This is a genomic window from Pseudomonas mercuritolerans, assembly GCF_025706525.1.
Classification (GTDB): Bacteria; Pseudomonadota; Gammaproteobacteria; order Pseudomonadales; family Pseudomonadaceae; genus Aquipseudomonas; species Aquipseudomonas mercuritolerans.
Genome location: NZ_JAMSHA010000005.1, coordinates 299757 through 325554, shown reverse-complemented (window position 1 = coordinate 325554; position 25798 = coordinate 299757). Strand labels below are relative to the sequence as shown.

Sequence of the window (25798 nt, the reverse complement as noted above, 5' to 3'; positions counted from 1 at the left end):
CGTCGCCTATGACCTGGCCTGGTTCTGGAAGGTTGACCCCGAACAGATGATGGCCAGGCCACTGGATGTGCTCCGCGAATCGCTGGAGCACGCGCAACGGATCAATGCGATGCAGCAGGTGCAGTGATGGCCAATACTCAGATAAATGCACTCCAGCAAAACATGCAGACTACCGTGAACATGCTCGTCGTGATGCAGGGTCTGCAGAAGATGGACGCTGAGATGAAGGGCGTCCGGGGCAAGGTGGCGGCGTTCAGGAAAAGCCTGGAAAGCAGTTCGATCAAGCCCTTTGATTTGTCCGGTTTCATTTCCGGTGGCGGCTTGCTCAAACCTTTTCAGGAGGGACTGAAGAAGGCGATCAAGGCCGAAGACGAACTGGCGACCAAGAGCAAAAAACTCAATACGCCGACGCTGGGCAAAGACGCGCTGATTCCTGCACCGTTGAACAAGTCCGTTACGGCGCAGGTACCGGCGGTAGTGAAGGGGGAAACCTCGGCCAATCTGGCGAAGTTCAACGTCTCGCTCGACAACATTTCATTGAAGATCGGTCAGGCGTTGTTACCAGCCGTCAACGGCCTTGTAACGGCGCTGGTGCCGGTGGTGACTTCGGTCGGTAAGTTTGTCGCCGATCATCCCCAACTCGTGGAGGGGCTGGCGGCGGCAGCGCTGGCGTTTACGCTGGTGACAACAGCGGCTGCCGGTTTCAGCGCGGTGCTGACGCTGCTTGCTTCACCCGTCGGGATATTCGCCGCCGGGGTTGCCCTGGCGGCCGGGCTGATCGTCGCCAACTGGAAACCCGTCTCGGCTTTTTTTGCTCGACTGTGGCAAGAAATCGCCCCCGTCGTAATGCCGATGGCCAGTTTTTTTCGGACCCTGTTCGGGTTCACTCCGATGGGCATGCTGATCAGCAACTGGGGACCGGTGAGCACGTTCTTCGCGGCGCTTTGGAATGTGCTCAAGGCGCTGGCTGCGCCGGTCATCGACTTTTATGCAACGTTGTTTGCGTATTCCCCGCAGGCGCTGATTTTGAAGAACTGGGCGCCTCTGGTCGGACTTTTTGCGTCGATCTGGGATCTGCTCAGAGCGGTGTCAGTACCGGTCGGGGCTTTTTTCCAGGACCTTGTCGAGTCAATCAAACTGCCCGTGCTCGCCCTGTATGCGGTGATCCGCGAGCAGTTGGGCTGGTCGCCTCTGGAGTTGATCATTCAAGCCTGGGGCTCGGTGACGATATGGATCGAGAAATGGAGCGAGAAGTTTTACCAGGCGCTTGCACCGGTCAGGGCGTTTTTCAATGGAGGTTTGGGTGAGCTCGCTGCCGAAGCGTCGGCCAAGGTCGATGTCTTCACCCATGCCCAGGAACGGACCAATGCCCAAGGCAAGGGGGAATGGGCGCCAGAGTTTTTCGGCTCCAGTGCTGATTCCGCTGCCACACGTCCAGCGTCGATGGCGGCGCTGACACAGTCCTCGAATTCACTGACGCAAACTTCCAACAGCTTGATCCAGCAAAGCGCCGCAAGCAACCGTACGCAACTTGAAGGCGGCCTGACCGTGCGCTTCGAAAATGCACCGGCCGGCCTGCGCACCGAACAACCGCAAACCAATCAACCTGGCCTGGCCGTGTCTTCACGCATCGGCTATCGCTCGCTGTCGATGGGAGGTTCCCAATGAACTGGCGTGACCGTTTATTGCCGGCATCCTTTCGCGGTGTCGGTTTCTGGATCGACCAGGCGAAAACCCCGGTCGGTCGCAAAGGGCAGTTGCATGAATACCCGCAACGCGACCTGCCGTTTTTCGAGGACCTCGGCCAGCAGGCCAAGACCCACGATCTGACCGCGTTCATCATCGGCCCCGATTGCCTGGAGCAGCGCGACAAGCTGCTCAAGGCGCTGGAGCAGGGCCGTGGCGAACTGGTGCATCCGTGGCTCGGACGCCTGCAAGTCAAAGTCGGCGAATGCGACATGACTCACACCCGCCAGGACGGTGGGTTGGTGACATTCGCGTTGAAGTTCTATCCCGACCAACCCCTGCCGTTTCCGACCGCCACGGTCAGCACGCAGAAAGTGCTACTGGCCAAGGCCGACGGTCTGCTGGGTTCGGCGGTGGCGCGTTTCGAACAAGCGATGACGCTGATCAAGGCCGCGCGGATCGGCATTACCAACCTGCGCAATAGCCTGACCGGCGTCTATGACGTGATCAAGGAGCAACTGAAACCTTTGATCGAGCAGTACCGGCAGATCACTGAACTGGTCAAAGCCGTGAAGGAGCTGCCCAAGGAAGTGGCGGCGGAATTCAAGGGTTTGCTCGGCGATATCAAGGAGCTCAAAGCGTTCGCCAAGGAAGGCTACCGGGGCGTGATTGCCGATGTGTCGCAGCAACTCGAAGCGATTCGCAAGGCTGATGCGCCGAAGATCACCACGGGCAAGGACACCAATGCCGCAGCCCAAGCGATGGCTGATCTGGTGCAAGACACGGTGCTGGTCAAAGTCGCACAGTGGGTCGCGTCGATGCCGGTGGCGACCACGCCGGTGAAGCTGGCGTCGACACCGTCGGTGGCGCAACAGTCGACCTCGCCGGTCAGCCGTCAGGAAGTCCCGGTCAGCGATGACATGCAAGCGCTGCGCACGGCGGTGACTGCCGCCATCGACCCAATGCTCGCGAAAGCCGGGCCTGCGCACTACCAGGCAATCAACGATGTAAAGGAAGCGCTGGTGGCTCATCTCAAAGCGGTGGCGTCCTCCGGCGTGCGGCAAGTCAGCAAGTCGTTTCAGGAAAGCTTTCCGGCGGTAGTCGTGGCCTACAAACAATTTGGCGACGCTACGCGGGTCGATGAAGTGACTCAGCGCAACGGGATTACCCATCCCGGTTTCTCGCCCAACGACGTGAAAATCTCGCGGGAGTGATGCCATGAACGAGATGGACAATCACGTCACGCTGACGGTCAACGACATGGAATACGGCGGCTGGAAAAGCGTCGAGATCACCGCCGATCTGGAGCGTCAGTTCCGCACCTTCAAACTCGACATCACCTGGCAATGGCCAGGGCAGGCCGTGGACGAAAGGATCAAACCCGGCGACCCCTGCGAAGTGAAAATCGGCAAGGACCTGGTGCTCACCGGTTACGTGTTCAAAGCACCGATCCGCTATGACGGGCGGCAGATCAGCTTGAGCATCGAAGGCAGTTCGAAAACCCAGGATCTGGTCGATTGCGCCGCCCGCAACCTGCCCAGCCAATGGCAGCAACAACCCTTGCTGACTATCGTCCGCGATCTGGCGAGCGAATATGGGCTGTCAGTGGTCAACGAGATCAGCGAAACCACACGCCTGACCAAACACACCATCGTGCCGGGTGAAACGGCATTCCAGTCGATCGACCGATTGCTGTCGCTGCTGCGGGTGTTTTCCACCGACAACGAGCTGGGCCAGTTGGTGCTGGCCAAACCCGGTAGCGGTGGGCGCGCCAGTGATGCGCTGGAGCTGGGCAAGAACATCCTGTCGGCCAATGCGCCAATGGATTTCAGCCAGGTGTTCTCCGAGTACCGGGTGATCGGCCAGCAAAAAGGTTCGGACGCAAAAAGCGGCGCGGCGGTGAGTGAAGTCGAGTCGACCGCGGCCGATCTGAGTTTCAAACGGCGGCGCACCACGGTGATCAACGAAGGCACGCAACTGACCTTTGAGTTGGCGCAGCAGCGTGCCCTATGGGAAAGCGCGACCCGCATGGGCCGCGCGCAGACCACCACCTATCAGGTGCAGGGCTGGCGGCAGAGCAATGGCGACTTGTGGCGCCACAACACATTGGTGAAGGTTAAGGATCCGGTGCTGGATTTTGATGGCGACATGCTGATCTCCAAGGTCACCTATTCGTTGTCGGCGCAGGGTTCGGTGACCACGCTGCAAGTGGCGCCGCCGCATACCTTTGATCCTGATCCGACGCCCCCGAAAAAAACCTGAGCCTGACCCCGAACCCTGTGGGAGCGAGCCTGCTCGCGAAAGCGTCGCCAGCCTCAACATCACAGCGCCTGACCCGCCGCGTTCGCGAGCAGGCTCGCTCCCACACTGATTCCATTCGGGCGACTCTTTTCAAGGACATCCCATGAGCCTACTGACACGCCTGCTGGCGCGCGGCACTGTCGTGCTCGCCAATTCGGCTTCGAAACTGCAATCGCTGCAAATGCGCCTCACTGCCGGTGAAGTGAACGACGACCTCGAACACTTCGAACCCTACGGCTTCACCAGCCATCCGCTGGCCGGCGCCGAGGGGGTTGTCACCTTCATCGGCGGCGACCGTTCCCATGCCATCGCCCTGGTCATCGCCGACCGTCGCTATCGCCTGCAAGCACTCGCTGCCGGTGAAGTGGCGATCTACACCGACGAGGGCGACAAAATTCATTTCAAGCGTGGGCGGATCATCGACATCGAAACCGCCACGCTGAACATCCGCGCCAGCAGCGCGGTGAACTTCGACACGCCGGTTATAAACCAGACCGGCAAGATCGTTTCCACCGGTGATCAACTGGCCGGCGGCATCAGCCAGATCAAGCACGTGCATGTTGGCGTGCAGGCCGGTAACGGTCAGACCGGCGCGCCGGCAGGAGGCCAGTGATGTTCATCAGCCATAACCTCCACGCTGCACTGACCCGCGCCGTACTGATCAGCCTGTTCACCTGGCGCCGCGCCGCCGATGACGACGCCCTCGATGACGAAGAACGCTTCGGCTGGTGGGGCGACAGTTTCCCCACGGTTGCCGACGATCGCATCGGCTCGCGGCTGTGGCTGTTGCGCCGGGTCAAGCTGACCCGGCAAACGCAGATGGACGCCGAGTTCTATGCCCGCGAAGCCCTGCAATGGCTGCTCGACGACGGCCACTGCAGCGCCATCGACATCATCAGCGAACGCCTCGACGCCCAGCGCCTGAACCTGCGCACGGTCCTGACCCTGGCCGACGGTGAACGTCTGGACATCAACCCCGATAACAGTTGGCAGGTGATCTATGCCGTTTGAAACCCCTTCGCTGCCGGTGCTGATCAAGCGCACCCAAAGCGACCTGGCCGGCGATTCGCTGCGCCAGTCCGATGCGCAAGTGCTCGCCCGCACCCTCGGCGGCGCCGCTTATGGCCTGTACGGTTATCTAGACTGGATTGCCCAACAGATCCTGCCCGACAAGGCCGATGAATCGACGCTGGAACGCATCGCCGCGCTGCGCCTGAATCAGCCGCGCAAAGCTGCGCAAGTGGCTACCGGCAGCGTCAGTTTCAGCGCCAGCACCGGCGCTGTGCTGGATGTCGACACCTTGCTGCAGTCCGATGATGGACGCACCTACAAAGTCACGGCCGCGCGCATCGCCGTCAGCGGCACTAACAGCACCACGATCGCTGCGCTCGATGCCGGTAGCGTGGGTAATGCCGACGCCGGTCTGACGTTGAATCCGGTGCAACCGATTGCCGGTGTGATCGGTAACAGCTTCATCGTTCAGCCACCTGGCCTCACAGGCGGCGTCGGCACCGAAAGCCTTGAATCGCTGCGCGCCAGAGTCATTCGCTCTTATCGATTGATTCCTCACGGCGGCTCGGCGCAAGACTACGAAACCTGGGCGCTGGAGTGCCCCGGTATTACCCGTGCATGGTGTCGTGGCAACTTCCTCGGCCCTGGCACCGTCGGCGTGTTCGTCATGCGTGACGATGATCCGCAACCGATTCCCAACGAAGAGCAGTTGGCGGAAGTCGAAGCCTACATCGAACCGCTGCGACCGGTGACCGCGGACGTGAGGGTGATGGCGCCGGTACAAGTGCTGGTCAAGTACAAGTTGCGCGTTACTCCGAACACCAGTGCAGTGCGCGCGGCGGTTGAAACCCAGTTGCGGGATCTGCACAACCGCGAGGCGGGGCTGGGCGATACGTTGTTGCTCAGCCACATCACCGAAGCCATCAGCAGCGCCACCGGTGAAAGCGATCACAGTCTCATCAGCCCCTCGGCCAACGTTAGCGCCCAAAGCAATCAATTGCTGACATTCGGGGGGTGCGAATGGCTGTCCTGAGAAGTCCCAGACAATACCGGCAGCAGTTGCGCAGCCTGCTGCCCAGCGGTCCGGCCTGGGACCCGGAACGAGTGCCGGAACTCGAGCAGGTTCTTGAAGGCGTCGCTCAGGAACTGGCTCGCCTCGATGCCCGGGCAGCGGATCTGCTCAACGAGATGGATCCGGCTGGCGTCAGCGAACTGGTACCCGACTGGGAGGCAGTGATGAACCTGCCCGACCCATGTCTTGGTGCGACTCCGCTCTATGACGATCGCCGCCTGGCTGTCCGTCGGCGGTTGCTGGCGGTGGGCAACCAGTCCGCCGCGTATTTCATTGAGGTCGCACGCACCCAAGGCTATCCAGAGGCCACGGTGACCGAACTACGGGTGCCGCGAATGGGGCGTTCGCGGTTCGGCGGCGCGCATTTCGGCACCTGGAAAGGGCAGTTCATGTGGATCCTCAACACCGGTGGCCGCTTGGCTATCGGGCGGCGTTTCGGCGCCAGTTATTGGGGCGAACGTTTCGGCATGTACCCAGGCTCGGCTCTGGAATGCCTCATTCACCGCAGTGCACCGGCGCATACCCGGGTGTACATCAATTATGACTAAGGACTGAATAAATGGATTATCCAAAAAGCGTACCCAGCGTCGGGCTGGTCGATGGCAAGTTTGTTGATGAGAACCCGGTGGCAGGCACGCCGGGATCGTTGATTCCGGCATCATGGGGCAATGCGGTAACCGAAGAAATACTCGGTGTGATCAAGGGCGGTGCGCTCAAGCCCGATGAAGCCGATGTCGGACAATTGCTGACAGCCGTGCGCAAGATCAGTCAGGCCGGGCTCATCGATTTCGCACTCGATACCGGTACGGCCAATGCTTATGCAGCCAACTATTCGCCGGCACCTGCGACGCTGGTAGACGGCATGGTGTTGCGCTTCAAGGCTTTGAATACCAATACCGGCGCCAGTACATTTTCCGTAGCCGGTTCGGTCGCCAAACCGCTGGTTGGTCTTGACCATACTCCGCTTCGCTCGGGTGAAATCGTTGCGACGGGAGATGTCTGGGTGCAATGGAACAGCTCGCTGGGCAGCGGCGCCTGGATTCTGATCGCCAGTACCGGCGTGGCCAGACAGTTGGGTGCCGACGTAGGCGATGTGAAAGCCGTCGCTACCGTAGACGCACCCAGTGGCTGGCTCAAGTGCAACGGACAGCCTGTGTTGCGTACCCAATATGCCAATCTTTTCGCAGCAATCGGCACCCGGTTCGGTGCAGGTGACGGTGCAAATACCTTCAATGTGCCGGATTTGCGTGGTGAATTTGTCCGGGGTCTGGACGAGGGCCGTGGTGTCGATCCGGGGCGAGTTCTGGGTAGCAAGCAGGCCGGGCAAAATGCTTCCCACGTTCACGATGTGTCAGCCGCTGCTGCAGGTAACCATGCTCACACGGCGCGCACTGATGCTGCCGGAGTACACGCGCATGGCGGCGCTGTTACCGGCGGAGGCGCATTCAACATCGACACGGTCATGGGCGGGCAGGGGACAATCAACGGCGGCAATACCGCAGGTTCCATCATGGGATCGAGCTCGGCGCCTTTCATCAATCGCAACTTTACAACCAACGCCCCCGCTCACACCCACGGCATCGTGGCGGACGGCAACCATGCGCACAACGTCGGTGTGGATGCCGCCGGGCAACATACGCATACGATCTCGATGGCGGCCGCGGGCGGCAACGAGGCTCGGCCGATGAACACCGCGCTGTTGTACGTCATCAAGTTTTGATAACCGCTGTCCGGGACCCTCATCAGGTGGGCCGAGCGTTGCGATAGAACCCTGAAAACTCCGGAAAAAAATGGCTGGCAGGCATCAGTCGCCAGCCGTGATTCAATCGGGGCCATATCCAGGGAGGATCAAGCATCATGCAATTAACTGAAAAACACCTTATCGACATCATGCCCAACGCCCGCTCCCAAGCGGGCGTTTTTGTTTTAGCACTCAACGCCGCCATGGCCAGGCATCGCATCGACACGCCAAAACGTGTTGCGGCGTTCCTCGCCCAGGTTGGTCACGAGTCGGGCCAATTGCGTTACGTGCGTGAACTGGGCAACAACCAATACCTGAGCAAATACGACACCGGCACCCTGGCGCTGCGTCTGGGTAATACGCCCGAGGCGGATGGCGACGGGCAAAAATATCGGGGGCGTGGGCTCATACAAATCACCGGTCGCGCCAACTATCGCCAATGCAGCCTCGGTTTGTTTGGCGATGAGCGTCTTTTGTCGTTACCCGAATTGCTCGAGCAACCGCAATGGGCGGCGGAATCGGCGGCGTGGTTCTGGGCGCAGAAGGGCCTGAATGAACTGGCGGATGCGGACCAGTTCAACACCATCACCCGCCGCATCAACGGCGGGTTGAACGGCTTGCAGGATCGCCTCGAGATCTGGGCGCGGGCGAGGGCGGTGCTATGTCCGGCTCCTGGCGCGTGATTGGTCTGATGTTGCTTGTGGCCGGGGCGTTTGCAGCTGCATGGCAGTTGCAGGACTGGCGCTACGGGCGGCAATTGGCCGAGCAGGGGCGGTTAAACGCCGAAACCCTCAATCAACTGACGCAGACCGCCGCCACCGCGCAACAGGCCGAGCAGGATAAACGCCTGGCGCTGGAGCAACGGCTCGCGGCCAGTGAACAAACTCATTATCGAGCGCTGAGCGATGCCCAACGTGATCAGGATCGCCTGCGCGATCGCCTTGCTACTGCCGATGTGCGCCTGTCAGTCCTTGTCGACGCCGGCGACGTTGCCCACGGCTGTGCGCTGCCAGCCACCGCCGGCACCGGCGGCGTGGATTCTGCAACCGTACGCGCCCGACTTGACCCGGCGCATGCTCAACGAATTATCGCCATCACCGACACCGGCGACCGCGCACTGATTGCCTTGCAGGCCTGTCAGGCCTATGTCAGAGCGCTGGCGCCCGAACATCTTGAATGATCCTGTGTATTGAAAGCGCGTCCGGCTCGTGTACGGTGAAGGCATTCCACACGATCCGGAGCTTGCCGTGAAAGAGATCACCCAACTGGCCGCAGAACTGGGCCGACGTCTGCAAGTGCTCAATGCCCACGTCACCACTGCCGAGTCCTGCACCGGCGGCGGGATCGCCGAAGCGATTACGCGGATTCCCGGCAGTTCGGCCTGGTTTGAAGCGGGGTACGTGACGTATTCCAACCGGCAGAAAACCCGGCAGCTGGATGTGCCGGGCGATTTGTTCGAGACGGTAGGGGCGGTCAGTCGCGAAGTGGTCGAGGCCATGGTGCGCGGTGCGCAGCAGCACAGCCTGGCGCATTTTGCCGTGGCGGTCAGCGGTGTCGCCGGTCCCGACGGTGGCACGCCGAACAAGCCAGTGGGCACGGTGTGGCTGGCCTGGGGCGTTGGCGACGCGGTTTCCAGCGAGGTTCAGCACTTCGCCGGCAACCGTGATGAAGTCCGCCGACAAACGGTGAAGGCCGCGCTAGAGGGACTTGTGCGACTAGCGGCACGAGAAATCGAAAATCAGGGGTAGGCGATCTTCGAACGCTGTGGAATAATACTGGCTACTTATACAGGTGTTGGCCGTCAGGCCTTATTGATTACGTGAGGACTTTAATGGACGACAACAAGAAGAAAGCCTTGGCTGCGGCCCTGGGTCAGATCGAACGTCAATTCGGCAAGGGTGCCGTAATGCGTATGGGCGATCAGGACCGTCAGGCGATCCCATCCATCTCTACTGGCTCTCTGGGTCTGGACATTGCACTCGGCATTGGCGGCCTGCCAAAAGGCCGTATTGTTGAAATCTACGGTCCTGAATCTTCCGGTAAAACCACACTGACACTGTCGGTCATCGCCCAGGCGCAAAAAGCCGGCGCGACCTGCGCATTCGTCGACGCCGAACACGCGCTTGATCCAGAGTACGCCGGCAAGCTGGGCGTCAACGTTGACGACCTGCTGGTTTCCCAGCCGGACACCGGCGAACAGGCCCTGGAAATCACCGACATGCTGGTGCGCTCCAACGCCGTTGACGTGATCATCGTCGACTCCGTGGCGGCACTGGTGCCGAAGGCTGAAATCGAAGGTGAAATGGGCGACATGCACGTCGGCCTGCAAGCACGTCTTATGTCTCAGGCGCTGCGTAAAATCACCGGTAACATCAAGAACGCCAACTGCCTGGTCATCTTCATCAACCAGATCCGCATGAAAATCGGCGTGATGTTCGGCAGCCCGGAAACCACCACCGGTGGTAACGCGCTGAAGTTCTACGCCTCGGTTCGTCTCGACATCCGCCGTACCGGTGCGGTGAAAGAAGGCGACGAAGTGGTCGGCAGCGAAACCCGCGTCAAGGTTGTGAAGAACAAGGTGGCTTCGCCGTTCCGCCAGGCCGAGTTCCAGATTCTTTACGGCAAAGGCATCTACCTTAACGGCGAGATGATCGACCTGGGTGTGCTGCACGGTTTTGTCGAGAAGTCCGGCGCCTGGTATGCCTACGAAGGCACCAAGATCGGTCAGGGCAAGGCGAACTCGGCCAAGTTCCTGGCGGACAACCCGGAAATCGCCGCGAAGCTTGAGAAGCAACTGCGTGACAAGCTGCTGGCACCAGTGGCAGACGTCAAGGCTTTGGCCTCTCGGGACAAGGTCGATAACATGGCTGAGGCCGATGTCGACGTTTGAAGTCATTGAATGACTCTTGTACTTGATACCCTCGTCGCGGTGCGGCGAACCGCCATGGACCTGCTCGCACGTCGCGAGCACGGTCGAGTCGAGTTGACGCGCAAGCTGCGTCAGCGCGGCGCCGAGGCGGAGCTGATTGAAACAGCCCTCGACCGTTTAACGGAAGAGGGGCTGCTTTCCGAAGCCCGTTACCTTGAAAGTTTTGTTTCCTACCGCGCCCGTTCCGGCTATGGCCCTCTGCGAATTCGCGAGGAGCTCAGCCAGCGAGGTTTGCAACGTACCGATATCGAAATCGCCCTGCGCGAAAGCGGTATCAACTGGCAGGCGCAGCTTCAGGATACGTGGCAACGCAAGTTCTCCGGACATTTACCGATTGATGCGAAAGAACGGGCCAAGCAAGGCCGGTTTCTGGCGTATCGGGGGTTCTCGATGGAGATGATCAACCGCTTGTTCAGCGGTCGAGGGATGGACGATTAAACCGATTCAACAAAAAAGGCCCGCTATTTTTTAGAAAATAGCGGGCCTTTTTTTGCCTTCAAATTACGTTGGAAGGCTCGCGTGAGCGTTGTGCAGTGGGCGGTTTTGAATCGGCCCAGTTTTCCGGCAGGTTGATAAAGTCGACCAACTCTCTCAGGCGACCATGGGTACGGCCATTGAAGGCAAACGCCAGCCGTGCCAGATGGCTGAACTGTGCATCGTCGTGTTCTTCACCGCTGTAGGCGTGTTGATGAAACTCGTCGCTCAGGCACAGATCAGCGAATTCCTCCTGCATCTGAGCCAGCGCCTGATCGCTGAGCTTGTGGTTCATGCGGATCACAAACTGCCGCTTGAGCCAGCGGCTGGAGTGGAAGTTGCTATAGAACTGATTGATCTCGTCCACCGCGTCTTCAACGCTGTAAACCAATCGCATCAACTTCATATCGGTCGGCAGGATATAGCGGTTTTCTTCCAGCTGATTGCGGATGAAGTCCAGCGCTCCCTGCCAGAAGGTACCGCCCGGAACATCCAGCAACACCACCGGCACCAACGGGCTTTTGCCAGTCTGAATCAGCGTCAGCACTTCCAGCGCTTCATCAAGGGTGCCAAAACCGCCCGGGCACAGCACCAGCGCATCAGCCTCTTTGACGAAGAACAGTTTGCGGGTGAAGAAAAAGTGGAACGGCAACAGCTTGTCGGTGCCATCCACGGTCGGGTTGGCGTGCTGTTCGAAGGGCAGGGTGATGTTGAAACCCAAACTGTGGTCACGCCCGGCTCCTTCGTGGGCGGCGGCCATGATGCCGCCGCCGGCGCCGGTGATCACCATCATTTCCGCACGCGTCAGCGCTGCGCCGAGTTCGCGGGCCATCGTGTATAACGGATGTTCCACTGGCGTACGCGCCGAGCCGAACACGGTGACTTTGCGCCGGCCTTTGAATTGTTCGAGTACACGGAACGCCTGCTCCAGTTCACGCAGGGCTTGCAGGGTGATCTTGGCATTCCAGCGGTTGTGGTCTTCCTGAGCCATGCGCAGCACGGTCAGGATCATGTCGCGGTAGATGGGGATGTTCGGGCTGTTGGCGGAAACATGGTTGAGTTGTGCTTCGACCTGGCTGATGAGGTCGCCGCTTTCCTGAAAATGACGGCTCAAGAGGTCATTCGGCTGATAAGGCATTCAACGTCTCCTTCTGTACAGAGCGGTTAGCCCTGACAACCAGCGTCCGGGCCGCACTGCAAAAACACACAGGGCCGGCAGTTCCATTTCTGCCGTTAACGAATGATCGGGAATACTCTCAATCTAGACCCTCGCACGCATTCGCGCTGACTTGAACAATGCGCTGTAACGTTTTGCCTGGCAACCGCTTGCTGATTTGCGCCAAAGCCCCGCCGCTCGTCTGAACGTGTCGCGAAGGGCCATCACTCTGATTTACTCAAAGACAGACGTCGCAAGACGACCTTGCGTTTGCGCAAGGCGAGGCAATTCAAGGATTCGTGGGTGGCAAGGAGGCAGGATGCATGGTCAGAGTGGTTCTGGAGATCGATACGCAGCTGTATCGAATGTTGCAGGAGTCGGCCGAGACGCATCAATTGAGTCTCGAAGAAGAGTGCTGCCGACGATTGGCTGGCGGCGAACGTCGCTCGCGCTATCTGCAGGCGTTGGTAGCGGAATTGCGCGCCGAGGATGAACAGCGGCGCGCCAAGGCTTCGCGCTGATTACTTCTTCTTCGCTGGCGCGGCTTTCGGGCAATCGGATTCCTGGTAGCTGGCCGAGCCGATCGCTTTGTTGGTTTTCACTTCGGTGAAGTCGTAACGCATGATCGCGCCTTTGGCCATCAGCTTGCGGTACGACGGGTTGTTGCACACCGACGCGCCCAACTGGAAATACACCGCCTTGGGATCGGCGCGCATCTTGTCGGCGTGGCTCTTTTGCACGCTCAGATGGTTGATCAGCTGCGTGCCCTCGACGGTGTAGCCTTGATCAAGAATGTCTTCATTGATCGCCCGTGGCGTGCCGACGCTGCTTTGGGCGGCGACGTTGCGCAGCTCTCGGTTCAGATTCTGCTCACTCAGGGACGCAGCCTGAGCGGTAAAGGACGACGCCAGCAGAATGGCAGCGGTGGGAACGATAAGGCGCAGCATGAAACTCTCCTGATTCGGTGACTGGTGGTTCGACCCGTCACGGGGCGGTGCGTTCAGTGGCGGCGAATTATAGGGGAGCCGGTCTGGACGGTACAGGCTTGTGGCCGTCGCTCTGGTAAACTGCCGGCCTTTATTGCCCTGCCGAGTGTCTTTCGTGTCGAGTTTCCCTGTCTGCCGGTATTGCCTGCGATGATCCATGCCCCCAACGCCGTGGCCCGCCTGCGCGATCAGCGGGAAGACGAAGGCATCAAGCCGATTCAGGCGCGCGGCTTTCGCTCCGAGCGTTGCCGCGATTGCCGGGTCATCATCAGTCATTGCCTGTGCGCGTGGCGGCCAAGCGTCGACACCCGTTCTGGCGTGTGCCTGATCATGACCGGCAAGGAAGTGTTCAAGCCAAGCAACACCGGTTGGCTGATTGCCGATGTGGTGCGCGACAACCACGCGTTCATCTGGTCACGCACCGAGCCAGACCCGCAGATGCTCGCACTGCTCAACGATCCGCAGTGGCAGCCGTATCTGGTGTTTCCGGGTGAATACGTCGAACCGTCGCGGGTGACCAACACAGTGAGCATCGAAAGCAGCAAGCGCCCGTTGTTCATTCTGCTCGATGCGACCTGGACCGAGGCGCGCAAGATCTTTCGCAAGAGTCCGTATTTCGATCGTTTGCCGATTCTCAGCCTGCTGCCCGACAAACTCTCGCGCTATCGCTTGCGCCGTTCGACCCGCAGCGAGCACCTGTGCACCGCCGAAGTCGCGGCGTTGTGCCTGGAACTGGCCGGTGACAGCGATGCCGCCTCGGCGCTGGACGCCTATTTCGATGTGTTCAGCCAGCATTACCTCGGGGCCAAGCAGCAACTGGACATGAATGAATCAACGCCCGCTCACGCCGAGCTGTTGCCCTATATACGAAAGCCGCAGCCGGAGTTGGCCCGATAGTGGCCCATACTGTTCACAGCGCTGGCCATCTTGCTTGACCACCCCGGCTGCGCTGGGCATGCTTGGCGCCGATTAGGGTGCGGCCAAGGTTTGAGACGCCGTGTTTGCTGTTGATTGGCGTTGAACGTGCCCCTGTGGATAGCGCTTACAAGCGTTGTCTCGAGTTGCTTTGGCCAGACCGGAATCTACCGCGTCTGCCATCAAAAACAGGATCATTTGAAAAATGGCCACATACGACATCCTGATTGCCGATGATCACCCCCTGTTTCGCAGCGCCCTGCACCAAGCGGTGACGCTGGGCCTTGGCCCGGACGTGCGACTGGTGGAAGTGGCGAGCATCGCCGAACTGGAAGCGCGCCTGACCGAAAAGGCTGACTGGGACTTGGTCCTGCTGGATCTGAACATGCCTGGTGCTTACGGTTTTTCCGGCTTGGTGCTGCTGCGCGGGCAGTATCCGCAGATTCCGGTGGTGATGGTCTCGGCCCAGGAAGAAGCTTCGGTGATGGTCAAATCCCGCGAGTTCGGCGCGAGCGGCTTTATTCCCAAATCCAGCGACTTGAGCGTAATCCAGGAAGCAGTGCGGAAAGTGCTCGACGGCGATGTGTTCTGGCCGCCGCAAGCGTTCGAAGCAGTGAGTGTGTCGGATGAGGCGAAAGCCGCCAGCGATGGCCTGGCCAGCCTGACGCCACAACAGTTCCGCGTGCTGACCATGGTCTGCGAGGGATTGCTGAACAAGCAGATCGCTTATGAGTTGAGCGTGTCGGAAGCGACCATCAAGGCCCACGTCACGGCGATCTTTCGCAAATTGAATGTGCGCACTCGCACGCAGGCGGCTTTACTGCTGCAACAACTTGAGTCAATTCCAAGCCAGTGATGGCTGGCGGTTTCACGCTTTTTTGACTTTCGTTGATCTAGCTTCCCCACTCCTTTTTGGCTGGTTTCTCCTTATGTCACCTTTCAAGGGCCAGACCGGCCTGAAACGCATCCTCAACGCGTCCGGCTATTCGCTCGACGGCCTGCGCGCCGCCTTCACCGGCGAAGCGGCGTTCCGCCAATTGGTGCTGCTCAACGTGGTGCTGATTCCGCTGACATTTTTCCTCAATGTCAGCCGTGTCGAGCAGGCGGTGTTGATTGCCGTGTGTTTGCTGGCGCTGATTGTCGAGTTGCTGAATTCGGCGGTGGAAGCGGCCATTGATCGCATCTCGCTGGAGCTGCACCCTTTGTCCAAGAATGCCAAGGACATGGGCAGCGCCGCGCAGTTCGTGGCGCTGAGCATGATCGCGCTGGTGTGGGCGGTGATTCTGCTTTAAGCGATGGTCGGCAACACTATCTCGTCGCTGCGCTGCACCCCGGCGGTGAACGCGCGGCATAGCTCGAGAAACTCGCGCATGGCCGAGGTCTGGTATTTCTGTTTGTGCCAGATGAAGTAAAACTGCCGCGCCAGATCCAGACCCGGCGTCTCCACCGGCACCAGACTGCCGCGCCGGAACGCATCGCGCAGGGCCAGCCGCGAAATGCAGCCAATCCCCAGGCCTGATTCCACTGCACGTTTGATCGCTTCGGTGTGTTCCAGCTCCAGGCGAATATTCAGCGCGCTGCGATGGTGACGCATGGCCTGGTCGAAGGTCAGCCGCGTGCCTGAACCCTGTTCGCGCAGAATCCATGCCTCATGGGTCAGCTCTTCCATCGTCGCACTGCCGCGTTTGGCCAACGGATGCTGCGGCGCGCAAAACACCACCAGCTCATCCTCGACCCAACTCTGCACTTCGATGTCCGGGTGGCTGCAATCGCCTTCAATCAGACCCAGATCAATTTCGTAGTGGGCGACTTGTTGCACGATATTGGCAGTGTTCTGCACGTGCAGCTTGACCTGGCTTTCGGGGTGGCGCTGCATGAAGCTGCCGATCAGCAGGGTGGCCAGATAGTTGCCAATGGTCAGGGTCGCCCCCACTGATAAAGAGCCGAAACCGGATTTGCCATTGAGCAGGTCTTCGATTTCCTTGGCCTGGTCGAGCAGGGCCACCGCTTGCGGCAACAGTTGTTTGCCAAGGGCGTTGAGGCTCAGGCGTTTGCCGGCGCGGTCGAACAGCTGGCAGCTGGACTGGCGCTCAAGCTCGGTGATCGAAGTGCTGGCCGCCGATTGCGAGAGGTTGAGCAGACCCGCAGCACGGGATACGCTTTCCTGCTGGGCGACGGCGACGAAGACTTGCAGTTGACGGAGAGTAAATCGCATATCGATATAACCGATAACCCTTATCTTAATAATCCAGTTAACAGATATTGTCGTCGCTATTAGAATGCGATGCAATTGCGCACGTTAAGCCTCATTGAGCCGCGCAGACCAATCTCCAGGAGTCAAACGTACATGAGCAACATGAACCACGAGCGTGTCCTCAGTGTTCATCACTGGAACGACACTCTGTTCAGCTTCAAGTGCACCCGCGATCCGGGCCTGCGCTTCGAGAACGGTCAGTTCGTGATGATCGGCCTGCAACAGCCCAACGGCCGCCCGCTTATGCGCGCTTACTCGATCGCCAGCCCGAACTGGGAAGAGCATCTCGAGTTCTTCAGCATCAAAGTGCAGGACGGTCCGCTGACCTCCCAGCTGCAGCACTTGAAGGAAGGCGACGAGATCATCATCTCGAAGAAGCCTACCGGCACGCTGGTTCTCGATGACCTGAACCCGGGCAAGCACCTGTACCTGCTGAGCACCGGTACCGGTCTGGCGCCGTTCATGAGCGTCATTCAGGACCCTGAAACCTACGAGCGCTTCGAAAAAGTGATCCTGGTTCACGGCGTGCGCTACGTCAACGAAGTTGCCTACCGCGAATTCATCACCGAGCACCTGCCGCAGAACGAGTTCTTCGGCGAAGCGCTGCGTGACAAGTTGATCTACTACCCGACCGTGACCCGCGAGCCGTTCGAGAATCAGGGCCGTCTCACTGACCTGATGCGCAGCGGCAAGCTGTTCAGCGATATCGGCCTGCCACCGATCAACCCGCAGGACGACCGCGCAATGATCTGCGGCAGCCCGAGCATGCTCGACGAGACCAGCGAAGTGCTCGACAGCTTCGGCCTGAAGATCTCGGCGCGGATGCGCGAGCCGGGTGATTACCTGATCGAGCGTGCGTTCGTAGAAAAATAACCTGCGATACCTGTGGGAGCGAGCCTGCTCGCGAATGCGGTCTGTCTTCAACGTTGATGTTGCCTGACACGACGCCTTCGCGAGCAGGCTCGCTCCCACAGTTGGTTATTGGGTGTGACAGTAAAGCCCGCGTTGCCTGAGGAGGCAGCGCGGGCTTTTTCGTTTGCGGGCTTTATGCCTCGGCCGGGATGACTTCCAGCACGCGGATCTGGTCGGGCGTCGGGTAATGCCAGCGCACGTCGAGATCCCAGAACTGCGCACCATATTCACGTTCCGGTGCCGGTGTCTGATACGCCGGACGCGGATCCTGAGCCAGACACTGCTCGATCAGCTCAACCAATGGCTCATCGAGCCGCTGAGCGTGTGTGTACGCCTGTTTCAAGGCTGACTCGGCCCACCGCACCTCGATCAGCTGCGGCGCGGCGCTGGCGATGTCATTGGTCGCCCCGGGGATGATGTCGGCGTACGGCACGTACGGTTTGATATCCAGCACCGGCGTGCCGTCGAGCAGATCGATCCCGGAAATAAACAGGCGATTGCCTTCGACTTTGTCCAGCTTCACCACCGATTGGCCGATGCCATTCGGTCGGTGTGTAGCACGGGTGGCAAACACGCCCATCGACTTGTTACCGCCCAGGCGTGGCGGGCGCACTTTCAGGCGCGGTTTGTCTTCCAGGGCTTGGTGGAACAGAAACAACAGCCAAACATGACTGACCTGCTCCAGCCCCTGCACGGCGTCACCCTGATCGAACGGCGCGACCAGTTCCAGCACGCCACGGGCGGCCGGTGCCAGTTGCGGCTGGCGGGGGATGGCGAACTTCTCCTTGAAGCAGGAGCGCACGAAGCCGATGGGGGAGACGCTGTAAGTCATGGTCTGGGATCGAAGCGGGTAGGGCGGGCATGATAACCCGGCTCGCTTCAAGTCTGGTGGTGACAGGGCTGGCCTCTTCGCGAGCAGGCTCGCTCCCACAATGTAGCTGCGTTGTGTACGAAATCCCTGTGGGAGCGAGCCTGCTCGCGAATGCCGCACCGCCGATCTACAGACTGAATCCACCATCAAGAGGAATGATATTCCCGGTCATATAAGCCCCCGCCGTACTCGCCAGGCTGATCGCCAGCGCCGCCATCTCTTCCTCACGCCCCCAGCGCTTCATCGGAATCAGCGCAGTATCCTCAGCCAACGCCTGTTCATCATTACCAATATGCTGGGTCATCTTGCTCGGGAACCGCCCCGGCGCAATCACGTTGACGTTGATGTGCTGGCTCACCAGTTCCCGCGCCAGAATGCGCGACAACTGATGCAGAGCGGCCTTGCTCGGCCCGTAGGCATATGCCTGCTCGCCAAACGAAGAAATCCCCGCCACCGAACCGATATTGATGATCCGCGCCGGATTCGCCGCCGAGCCAGCCTTGCGCAGCAACGGCAGAAACTGCTGGATGCAACTGAACACCGAGGTCACGTTGAGCTGCATGACCTTTTCCCAGCCCTTGACCGGATAACTCTCCAGCGGCGCGCCCCAGGTGGTGCCGGCATTGTTCACCAGAATATCCAGATGAGTGATCTGCTCGCCCAGGCGCGCGGCCAGTTCCCGCACGCCTTCTTCAGTGGCCAGATTCGCCGCCACGCCGTGGCAGATGCCCATGGCGCCAAGTTCTTCAGCGGTTTGCTGGCAGGCTTCGACGTCGCGTGAGCACACATAGACATGGGCGCCGGCCTCGACGAAGGCCTTGGCGATCATCTTGCCGATACCACGGGTGCCGCCGGTCACCAGAGCGGTGCGGCCTTGCAGGGAGAAGTAGGGATGCATGGCGAGTCCTGAAGATTAGGGATCAGTACACCCTAGTCGTCAGCCGCGAAAAGCGGAGCCACTATTTTTGCAGGGAATGAGGGGCCATGCGGCCAGCTTCGAGTTGCAAGCCACAAGCGGCAAGCGGCAAGTTAAAAACAGTACTCCGCCGTGCCGCTTCTAGCTTCTAGCTTGAGGCTTGCAGCTTGCCGCTGCTATCAGGCTCTCACGCGCAGCGTGAGCCCTTTGAGGAAGTTACGCAGCAACTGGTCGCCACACGGGCGATAGTTGGTGTGGCCGACCTTGCGGAACAGCGCGCTCAGTTCAGGCTTGGATACCGGAAACTCGGCGGCTTTGAGGATCGCGTGCATGTCGTCTTCTTTCAGTTCGAAGGCCACGCGCAGTTTTTTCAGGATGATGTTGTTGGTCACCGGCACTTCGATCGGCTGCGGCGGACGGCTTTCGTCCTTGCCGCGCTTGAAGATCACCAGGCCGTCGAGGAAATGCGCGATGACTTCGTCCGGGCAGCGCACGAAGCCTTCTTCGTCTTCTTCTTTCTTGTCGAGCCAGGTGATGACATCGGCGAGCGTGACGTCCATGCCGCCCAGTTTGATGATTTCGACAACTTTCTTGTCGCTGATGTCGAGCATGTAGCGCACGCTGCGCAGTACGTCGTTATGAACCATGTCGGTATTCCTGATGCGTTGTGGGCAGCGCTCGCGGGCGCTGCCGGAATGTGGGGCGGCAGTGGAAGTCTTAGAACTTCTCTTTGCCGGACAGGTAGCGCCATTGGCCGACCGGGACTTTGCCGATCGACACGCCGCCGATGCGGATGCGACGGATGCCGATGACCTTCAGGCCGACCGCTTCGCAGAACTGCGCGATGATTCCCGGCTGCGGGTTTTTCATGGCGAAGCGCAGGCGGTTTTCGTTCTGCCAGCTGGCCTTGACCGGCGGCAGCTCCGTGCCCTTGTGGGTCAGGCCATGCTGCAAACGGTTGAGGCCGTGGGCAGCCATTTCGCCTTCGACTTCGACGATGTATTCCTGCTCGATCTTCGCTGCGTCGGCGGTGAGCTTGCGCAGGATTTTCCAGTCCTGGGTGAATACCAGCAGGCCGCTGGCCTTGGGCTGCAGGTCGGCGCTGGCGGTCAGGCGCAGGAAATGCCCGCGCAACGGACGCTTGCCGTAGCGATGCTCTTCGCTGAGGGTTTCGGCGCTGAGCGATTGCATGGCGCTGTCGACATCCATGCCGGCGGGGGCGTTGAGCAGGATGGTCACCGGCTCCGGCGCGTTGGCCTTGGCGTCCTTGTCGAGCTCGACCTTTTGCTCGCCGACCTTGAATTGCGGCTCATCGATGACTTCGCCGTCCACGGTGACCCAGCCGCCCTCGATGAACAGCTCGGCCTCCCGGCGGGAGCAACCGACCAGTTCGATGAGGCGTTTGGAGAGGCGAATCGGGTCAGTCATGACAGGGCCGTAACAAAAAAGGGGTGGGCATTGTACCTGTGTGGAAGCGGTTAAGCCCGGTTCCATTTGCAGGCGCTGTATTCAATGTGGGAGCGAGCCTGCTCGCGAAGGCGTCCTGCCAGTCTATGTGTGCAGTGACTGGTACACCGCATTCGCGAGCAGGCTCGCTCCCACAGGGGTTCCATGGTGTGTCAGCCGTTGCTTGAGCGCTGTTGGGACTGCCGCAAGCGCATATGCAGCAGCGGATACGGCTGGCCCATGCCATCGACTTCGGAGCGGCCGATCACCTCGAAGCCCTGCTTTTCATAAAAGCCCAAGGCTTGCGGGTTCTGCTCATTGACGTCGAGTTCATCGGCGTTGAGCCGTTCGATCGCATATCGGAGCAACTGCTTGCCCAAGCCTTGACCACGATGATCAGGATCGATGAACAACATTTCAATCTTGCCCGCCGCCACACCGGCAAACCCGGTGATGCGCTGCTGGCGGTCCTTGGTGCAGATCAGCATGACCGCATCGAGATAGCGGGTGAGCACCAGATTGCGCAGCAGCTCGATATAGCTGTCCGGCAGGAACTGATGAGTCGCACGGACCGAGGCCTCCCAGACCCGGGTCAGTTCTTCGTAATCGCTGATTTTCGGTGTGTGGATGACCGAATGCTGACGCATGTGCGTGTGCCTCTTGTGCGGTTCAAGGGAGTCCGTCCCCCGCTAAACGATAGCCGCAAAAAAGCCCCGCATCTCGGAAAAGAGCGGGGCTTTTTTGATTTGTTGCGGTGTCTGGCTGGCTATTTCTGTCGCCGGCAAGATCTCTCCCCCTCACCCCAACCCTCTCCCCCAGAGGGGGCGAGGGGGAAGGGAGCTGATCTTTGTGCTTTTCAAAACCTGAGTTCGACTGGATGGCTCAGGTCGATGAAGCTCGCGAGAACACCTCGATCAGTCCCCTCTCCCTCTGGGAGAGGGCTAGGGTGAGGGGCTCTTGACGTTCAGATCTGCTCAGCCCACAAATCATATTCGTCGGCATCAGTCACCTTGCACCAGACCTTGTCGCCCGGCTTCAGGTTGCTGCCATTGTCGATAAACACGTTGCCATCGATTTCCGGGGCGTCGAAGAAGCAGCGGCCAACCGCGCCTTGTTCGTCAACCTCGTCCACCAGCACTTCGATCTCACGACCGATGCGCATTTGCAGGCGTGCCGAGCTGATCGCCTGCTGGTGCGCCATGAAGCGCTCCCAACGATCCTGCTTGACGTCGTCCGGTACCACTTCCAGATCCAGATCATTCGCTGGCGCGCCATCGACCGGCGAGTACTGGAAGCAGCCGACGCGGTCGAGCTGGGCTTCGGTCAGCCAGTTGAGCAGGTACTGGAAGTCTTCTTCGGTTTCGCCCGGGAAGCCGACGATGAAGGTCGAACGGATGATCAGGTCCGGGCAGATTTCGCGCCAGTTCTTGATGCGTGCCAGGGTCTTGTCTTCGAACGCCGGGCGTTTCATCGACTTCAGGACTTTCGGGCTGGCGTGCTGGAACGGGATGTCCAGGTACGGCAGGATCTTGCCGGCGGCCATCAGTGGAATCAGCTCGTCGACGTGCGGGTACGGATAAACGTAGTGCAGGCGGACCCAGACGCCCAGCGTGCTCAGTGCTTCGCAAAGCTCGGTCATGCGGGTTTTCACCGGCGCGCCGTTCCAGAAGCCGGTGCGGTATTTCACGTCGACGCCGTAGGCGCTGGTGTCTTGCGAGATCACCAGCAGCTCTTTAACGCCGGATTTGACCAGGCGCTGAGCTTCGTCGAGCACGTCACCGACCGGACGGCTGACCAGTTTGCCGCGCATCGACGGGATGATGCAGAACGAGCAGCTGTGGTTGCAGCCTTCGGAAATCTTCAGGTACGCGTAGTGGCGCGGGGTCAGCTTGATGCCTTGTGGCGGCACCAGGTCGATCAGCGGGTTGTGATCCTGACGCGGCGGCACCACTTCGTGCACGGCGTTGACCACTTGTTCGTACTGCTGCGGACCGGTCACAGCGAGCACGCTCGGGTGGACGTTGCGGATGTTGCCTTCTTCCACGCCCATGCAACCGGTAACGATCACCTTGCCGTTTTCCTTGATCGCTTCGCCGATCACTTCCAAAGATTCAGCCTTGGCCGAATCGATGAAGCCGCAGGTGTTGACCACCACGACGTCAGCGTCCTGATAGGTGGACACCACGTCATAACCTTCCATGCGCAGCTGGGTCAGGATGCGCTCGGAGTCGACCAGTGCTTTCGGGCAACCCAGAGATACAAAGCCAACCTTTGGATTGGCCGGCGCAGGAGTGGTGGACATGTCTAACCTCGGTGTTTTGTGACGTCGCTGGCCACACGCGGCAGCTGACGGATGGGCGCTTGAGATGCGCCTCTGATCAAAAAGTGCGCAATTCTAGCGGCGGGCAACGCACTTGACCAGCTTTATACGGGGAAATACGACGAGTGCTGCGCTATGCTTCGCGCCGTTGAGCTTTACCGATTTCGTGCAGTCAATCATTGGTCTGTAACAACAGGTAAAACAGCGCATGCTGCACTACAAAGCATAGTGCTTCCTTCAAAGAAGCCAGTATCGAGATCAGGAGTGTTGGATGGGTCAGGCAAGTAGTCATGCGGCGGGCGCCGAGGGTTCGGCGAGCAGACCGCTGAGCATGCTGGTCGCGGCGGTCGGGGTGGTTTATGGCGACATCGGCACCAGTCCGTTGTACACCCTCAAGGAAGTGTTTTCCGGCGGCTACGGTGTGCCGGTCAATCACGACGGCGTGCTCGGCATCCTGTCGTTGATCTTCTGGTCGCTGATCTGGGTGGTCTCGATCAAATACATGATGTTCGTCCTGCGCGCCGACAACCAGGGCGAGGGCGGCATCATGGCCCTCACTGCACTGGCACGGCGGGCAGCGGCGGGGCGCAAGCGTCTGCGTACGCTGCTGGTGGTGTGCGGGCTGATCGGCGCGGCGCTGTTTTATGGCGACAGCATGATCACCCCGGCCATTTCGGTGCTGTCGGCGATCGAAGGCCTGGGCCTGGCGTTTGAAGGCATCGATCACTGGGTGGTGCCGCTGTCGCTGGTGGTGCTGGTCGCGCTGTTTCTGATCCAGCGCCACGGTACCGCGCGGATCGGCATTCTGTTCGGGCCGATCATGGTCACCTGGTTCCTAGTCCTCGGCGCCCTCGGGGTGTACGGCATCAGTCACACGCCGGAAGTGCTGCACGCACTGAACCCGATGTGGGCGGTGAATTTTTTCGTTGTGCACCCAGGCATGGGCGTCGCAATTCTCGGCGCCGTGGTGCTGGCGCTGACCGGCGCGGAAGCGCTGTACGCCGACATGGGCCACTTCGGCCGCAAGCCGATCGCCCGCGCCTGGTTCCTGCTGGTGCTGCCGGCGTTGGTGCTCAACTACTTCGGCCAGGGCGCATTGCTGCTGGAAAACCCTGACGCCGCGCGCAATCCGTTCTACCTGCTGGCACCGAGCTGGGCGCTGATTCCGCTGGTCGGCCTGTCGACCCTGGCCACGGTGATCGCCTCGCAAGCGGTGATTTCCGGTGCATTCTCCCTGACCCGCCAGGCGATCCAGCTCGGTTACATCCCGCGCATGTACATCCAGCACACCTCCAGCGACGAGCAGGGCCAGATCTACATCGGCGCGGTGAACTGGGCGCTGATGGTCGGCGTGGTCCTGTTGGTGATCGGCTTCGAATCCTCCGGCGCACTGGCCTCGGCCTACGGAGTGGCGGTGACCGGCACCATGCTGATGACCACCATTCTGGTGTCGGCGGTCATGCTGCTGCTGTGGAAATGGCCACCGATCCTCGCGGTGCCGGTGCTGCTCGGCTTCCTGTTGGTGGACGGTCTGTATTTCGCCGCCAACGTGCCGAAGATCGTTCAGGGCGGCGCGTTCCCGGTGATCGCCGGTATCGCCCTGTTCGTGCTGATGACCACCTGGAAGCGCGGCAAACAACTGCTGGTCGAACGCCTCGACGAAGGCGCGCTGCCGCTGCCGATCTTCATCAGCAGCATCCGCGTGCAACCGCCGCATCGCGTACAGGGCACCGCCGTGTTCCTCACCGCCCGCTCCGACGCGGTGCCGCATGCGCTGTTGCACAATCTGCTGCATAACCAGGTTTTGCACGAGCAAGTGGTGCTGCTGACGGTGGTTTACGAAGACATCCCGCGCGTCCCGCCATCGCGGCGTTTCGAAGTCGAAGCGCACGGGGAGGGCTTCTTCCGGGTGATCCTGCATTTCGGTTTCACCGACGAGCCCGACGTGCCGCAGGCGTTGAAGCTGTGTCATCTGGATGATCTGGACTTCAGCCCGATGCGCACGACCTATTTCCTTAGTCGCGAGACGGTGATTGCCTCGAAACTCGAGGGGATGGCGCGTTGGCGTGAGGCGCTGTTTGCGTTCATGTTGAAGAATGCCAATGGCAATTTGCGGTTCTTCAATCTGCCGTTAAACCGAGTGATCGAGTTGGGGACGCAGGTGGAGATGTAGCCTGCGCCTCAACTGAAAAGCCCCCGTCAGCCTTGCGGCTGGCGGGGGCTTTTTTGTGCCTGTGCCCAATCCTCAAACCACCGCTGATTCCCTGTGGGAGCGAGCCTGCTCGCGAAGGCTTAGTGTCAGTCGAAGCATGTGGTGGCTGAACCACCGCATTCGCGAGCAGGCTCGCTCCCACAAGGGTATTGGGTTGAATCAAGAGGTGCGTTCAGACAGATCAGCTTCAGACTCGGTCTTCGTCCGCGCAGGTCGTGGGATCAGCGCTTGGATCACATCATCAATCAAGGCTTTGCCCATCACCGTCAGGTAATGCGCGGCCCAGGCATGGCGGTCGGTGTCTTTGATGAAAGCAGCATCCTCGGCGAAGGATTTGGCGAGGGACAGCAGGTCGGAGGATTGGGACAAGGCATTGATGATCGGGACGCCGGAGCGGACGTTGAAGAACGCTTGATCCGCGTTGTAGAGGAAAGGGGTGAAGCCGATTGTTGTAAGGTCTGAAGGCGTTGACGGAATTTCTTTGCTCATTGTTTTGCTCCCTAAAACGAGGAGCTGCCGCATTCGTTACCACACGAATGGGTGGCAGCTGTACGCAGGGTGGTAAACCGGGAGAGCAAAGAAACCGGCAGACCCGA

At 60.0% G+C, this 25798-nt stretch carries 29 protein-coding genes; 19 read left to right on the top strand and 10 right to left on the bottom strand.

Translation table 11 applies throughout. From position 1 onward, the window contains the following. The first annotated feature begins 126 nt into the window (after positions 1 to 126). The 13 genes from ND528_RS16360 (at position 127) to recX (ending at position 11178) form a co-directional block, all read left to right on the top strand. A complete protein-coding gene (locus tag ND528_RS16360) occupies positions 127 to 1668 on the top strand; it encodes a phage tail tape measure protein (RefSeq protein WP_263470720.1) in 1542 nt (513 codons plus the stop codon). Beyond that, entirely contained in the window at positions 1665 to 2900 is a 1236-nt protein-coding gene (locus ND528_RS16355) for a DNA circularization protein (protein WP_263470719.1), read from the top strand. Before ND528_RS16360 ends, ND528_RS16355 begins: the two co-directional genes overlap by 4 nt. 4 nt (positions 2901 to 2904) lie before the next feature. Further along, positions 2905 to 3948, top strand: a complete 1044-nt coding sequence (locus ND528_RS16350) for a phage baseplate assembly protein (protein ID WP_263470718.1) — start codon at positions 2905 to 2907, stop codon at positions 3946 to 3948. A gap of 142 nt (positions 3949 to 4090) precedes the next feature. Further along, on the top strand, positions 4091 to 4600 hold the full coding sequence (locus tag ND528_RS16345) for a phage baseplate assembly protein V (protein ID WP_041478093.1): 510 nt from the start codon (positions 4091 to 4093) through the stop codon (positions 4598 to 4600). Continuing rightward, complete coding sequence (locus tag ND528_RS16340) at positions 4600 to 4998, top strand: phage GP46 family protein (RefSeq protein ID WP_263470717.1); 399 nt, start codon at positions 4600 to 4602, stop codon at positions 4996 to 4998. Before ND528_RS16345 ends, ND528_RS16340 begins: the two co-directional genes overlap by 1 nt. After that, the gene (locus tag ND528_RS16335) at positions 4988 to 6031 is read left to right on the top strand and encodes a baseplate J/gp47 family protein (protein WP_130887808.1); all 1044 of its coding nucleotides are present in this window, start codon (positions 4988 to 4990) and stop codon (positions 6029 to 6031) included. Before ND528_RS16340 ends, ND528_RS16335 begins: the two co-directional genes overlap by 11 nt. Then, entirely contained in the window at positions 6019 to 6618 is a 600-nt protein-coding gene (locus ND528_RS16330; RefSeq protein WP_137215325.1) for a YmfQ family protein, read from the top strand. The genes ND528_RS16335 and ND528_RS16330 overlap by 13 nt, the downstream gene beginning before the upstream one ends. A gap of 11 nt (positions 6619 to 6629) precedes the next feature. Beyond that, positions 6630 to 7790, top strand: a complete 1161-nt coding sequence (locus ND528_RS16325; RefSeq protein WP_263470716.1) for a tail fiber protein — start codon at positions 6630 to 6632, stop codon at positions 7788 to 7790. A gap of 137 nt (positions 7791 to 7927) precedes the next feature. Continuing rightward, positions 7928 to 8494 (top strand): glycoside hydrolase family 19 protein, encoded by a 567-nt coding sequence (locus tag ND528_RS16320; protein ID WP_137215327.1) that lies wholly within the window; start codon positions 7928 to 7930, stop codon positions 8492 to 8494. After that, positions 8473 to 8991, top strand: a complete 519-nt coding sequence (locus ND528_RS16315; RefSeq protein WP_130911065.1) for a lysis system i-spanin subunit Rz — start codon at positions 8473 to 8475, stop codon at positions 8989 to 8991. Before ND528_RS16320 ends, ND528_RS16315 begins: the two co-directional genes overlap by 22 nt. Positions 8992 to 9058: 67 nt before the next feature. After that, a complete protein-coding gene (locus tag ND528_RS16310; RefSeq protein ID WP_137215329.1) occupies positions 9059 to 9559 on the top strand; it encodes a CinA family protein in 501 nt (166 codons plus the stop codon). An 83-nt stretch (positions 9560 to 9642) separates the two neighbouring features. After that, on the top strand, positions 9643 to 10701 hold the full coding sequence (recA, locus tag ND528_RS16305; protein ID WP_137215330.1) for a recombinase RecA: 1059 nt from the start codon (positions 9643 to 9645) through the stop codon (positions 10699 to 10701). A gap of 9 nt (positions 10702 to 10710) precedes the next feature. After that, the gene (gene recX, locus ND528_RS16300; RefSeq protein ID WP_130911062.1) at positions 10711 to 11178 is read left to right on the top strand and encodes a recombination regulator RecX; all 468 of its coding nucleotides are present in this window, start codon (positions 10711 to 10713) and stop codon (positions 11176 to 11178) included. A gap of 58 nt (positions 11179 to 11236) precedes the next feature. Here recX and ND528_RS16295 read toward each other — a convergent pair whose 3' ends face one another. Further along, positions 11237 to 12352, bottom strand: a complete 1116-nt coding sequence (locus ND528_RS16295) for an LOG family protein (RefSeq protein ID WP_263470715.1) — start codon at positions 12350 to 12352, stop codon at positions 11237 to 11239. Positions 12353 to 12693: 341 nt separating this feature from the next. Between ND528_RS16295 and ND528_RS16290 the strand changes: the two genes are divergently transcribed. Further along, entirely contained in the window at positions 12694 to 12891 is a 198-nt protein-coding gene (locus ND528_RS16290) for a hypothetical protein (protein ID WP_016770569.1), read from the top strand. On the opposite strand, the gene ND528_RS16285 is transcribed toward ND528_RS16290, so the two are convergent. Then, the gene (locus ND528_RS16285) at positions 12892 to 13317 is read right to left on the bottom strand and encodes a PA3611 family quorum-sensing-regulated virulence factor (protein ID WP_007908738.1); all 426 of its coding nucleotides are present in this window, start codon (positions 13315 to 13317) and stop codon (positions 12892 to 12894) included. A gap of 189 nt (positions 13318 to 13506) precedes the next feature. On the opposite strand from ND528_RS16285, the gene ND528_RS16280 reads away from it, so the two are divergent. The 3 genes from ND528_RS16280 (at position 13507) to ND528_RS16270 (ending at position 15563) form a co-directional block, all read left to right on the top strand. Continuing rightward, a complete protein-coding gene (locus tag ND528_RS16280; RefSeq protein WP_212615437.1) occupies positions 13507 to 14253 on the top strand; it encodes a tRNA-uridine aminocarboxypropyltransferase in 747 nt (248 codons plus the stop codon). A 223-nt stretch (positions 14254 to 14476) separates the two neighbouring features. Next, complete coding sequence (gene erdR, locus ND528_RS16275) at positions 14477 to 15127, top strand: response regulator transcription factor ErdR (RefSeq protein ID WP_016771412.1); 651 nt, start codon at positions 14477 to 14479, stop codon at positions 15125 to 15127. Between the two features lie 73 nt (positions 15128 to 15200). Next, a complete protein-coding gene (locus ND528_RS16270; RefSeq protein ID WP_042607041.1) occupies positions 15201 to 15563 on the top strand; it encodes a diacylglycerol kinase in 363 nt (120 codons plus the stop codon). Here ND528_RS16270 and ND528_RS16265 read toward each other — a convergent pair. After that, positions 15560 to 16486, bottom strand: coding sequence for a LysR family transcriptional regulator (locus tag ND528_RS16265; protein WP_137215332.1), 927 nt, complete (start codon positions 16484 to 16486; stop codon positions 15560 to 15562). The genes ND528_RS16270 and ND528_RS16265 overlap by 4 nt on opposite strands. A gap of 132 nt (positions 16487 to 16618) precedes the next feature. Here ND528_RS16265 and fpr point away from each other — a divergent pair, with 132 nt between their 5' ends. Then, positions 16619 to 17398, top strand: coding sequence for a ferredoxin-NADP reductase (fpr, locus tag ND528_RS16260; protein WP_007908723.1), 780 nt, complete (start codon positions 16619 to 16621; stop codon positions 17396 to 17398). A gap of 172 nt (positions 17399 to 17570) precedes the next feature. Here the strand turns inward: fpr and tsaA are convergent, their stop codons facing one another. From tsaA to rimO, 6 genes are all read right to left on the bottom strand, one after another. Beyond that, a complete protein-coding gene (gene tsaA, locus ND528_RS16255; RefSeq protein WP_137215333.1) occupies positions 17571 to 18269 on the bottom strand; it encodes a tRNA (N6-threonylcarbamoyladenosine(37)-N6)-methyltransferase TrmO in 699 nt (232 codons plus the stop codon). 166 nt (positions 18270 to 18435) lie between these two features. Beyond that, positions 18436 to 19206: an SDR family oxidoreductase gene (locus tag ND528_RS16250; protein ID WP_130901376.1), complete on the bottom strand. Its 771-nt coding sequence runs from the start codon at positions 19204 to 19206 to the stop codon at positions 18436 to 18438. A gap of 197 nt (positions 19207 to 19403) precedes the next feature. After that, positions 19404 to 19871, bottom strand: a complete 468-nt coding sequence (locus ND528_RS16245; protein ID WP_016771408.1) for a YehS family protein — start codon at positions 19869 to 19871, stop codon at positions 19404 to 19406. A gap of 70 nt (positions 19872 to 19941) precedes the next feature. Next, on the bottom strand, positions 19942 to 20652 hold the full coding sequence (locus tag ND528_RS16240; protein ID WP_263470714.1) for an rRNA pseudouridine synthase: 711 nt from the start codon (positions 20650 to 20652) through the stop codon (positions 19942 to 19944). Positions 20653 to 20843: 191 nt separating this feature from the next. Beyond that, positions 20844 to 21317 carry a GNAT family N-acetyltransferase gene (locus ND528_RS16235; RefSeq protein WP_073475936.1) on the bottom strand — a complete coding sequence of 158 codons (474 nt, stop codon included), beginning with the start codon at positions 21315 to 21317 and terminating at the stop codon, positions 20844 to 20846. Between the two features lie 317 nt (positions 21318 to 21634). Beyond that, a complete protein-coding gene (gene rimO, locus ND528_RS16230; protein ID WP_041478077.1) occupies positions 21635 to 22972 on the bottom strand; it encodes a 30S ribosomal protein S12 methylthiotransferase RimO in 1338 nt (445 codons plus the stop codon). A 349-nt stretch (positions 22973 to 23321) separates the two neighbouring features. Here rimO and ND528_RS16225 point away from each other — a divergent pair, with 349 nt between their 5' ends. Continuing rightward, entirely contained in the window at positions 23322 to 25163 is a 1842-nt protein-coding gene (locus ND528_RS16225; RefSeq protein ID WP_408005040.1) for a potassium transporter Kup, read from the top strand. Positions 25164 to 25361: 198 nt separating this feature from the next. Here ND528_RS16225 and ND528_RS16220 read toward each other — a convergent pair whose 3' ends face one another. Next, positions 25362 to 25691, bottom strand: coding sequence for a DUF3077 domain-containing protein (locus ND528_RS16220; protein ID WP_263470713.1), 330 nt, complete (start codon positions 25689 to 25691; stop codon positions 25362 to 25364). Between the last annotated feature and the right edge of the window lie 107 nt (positions 25692 to 25798).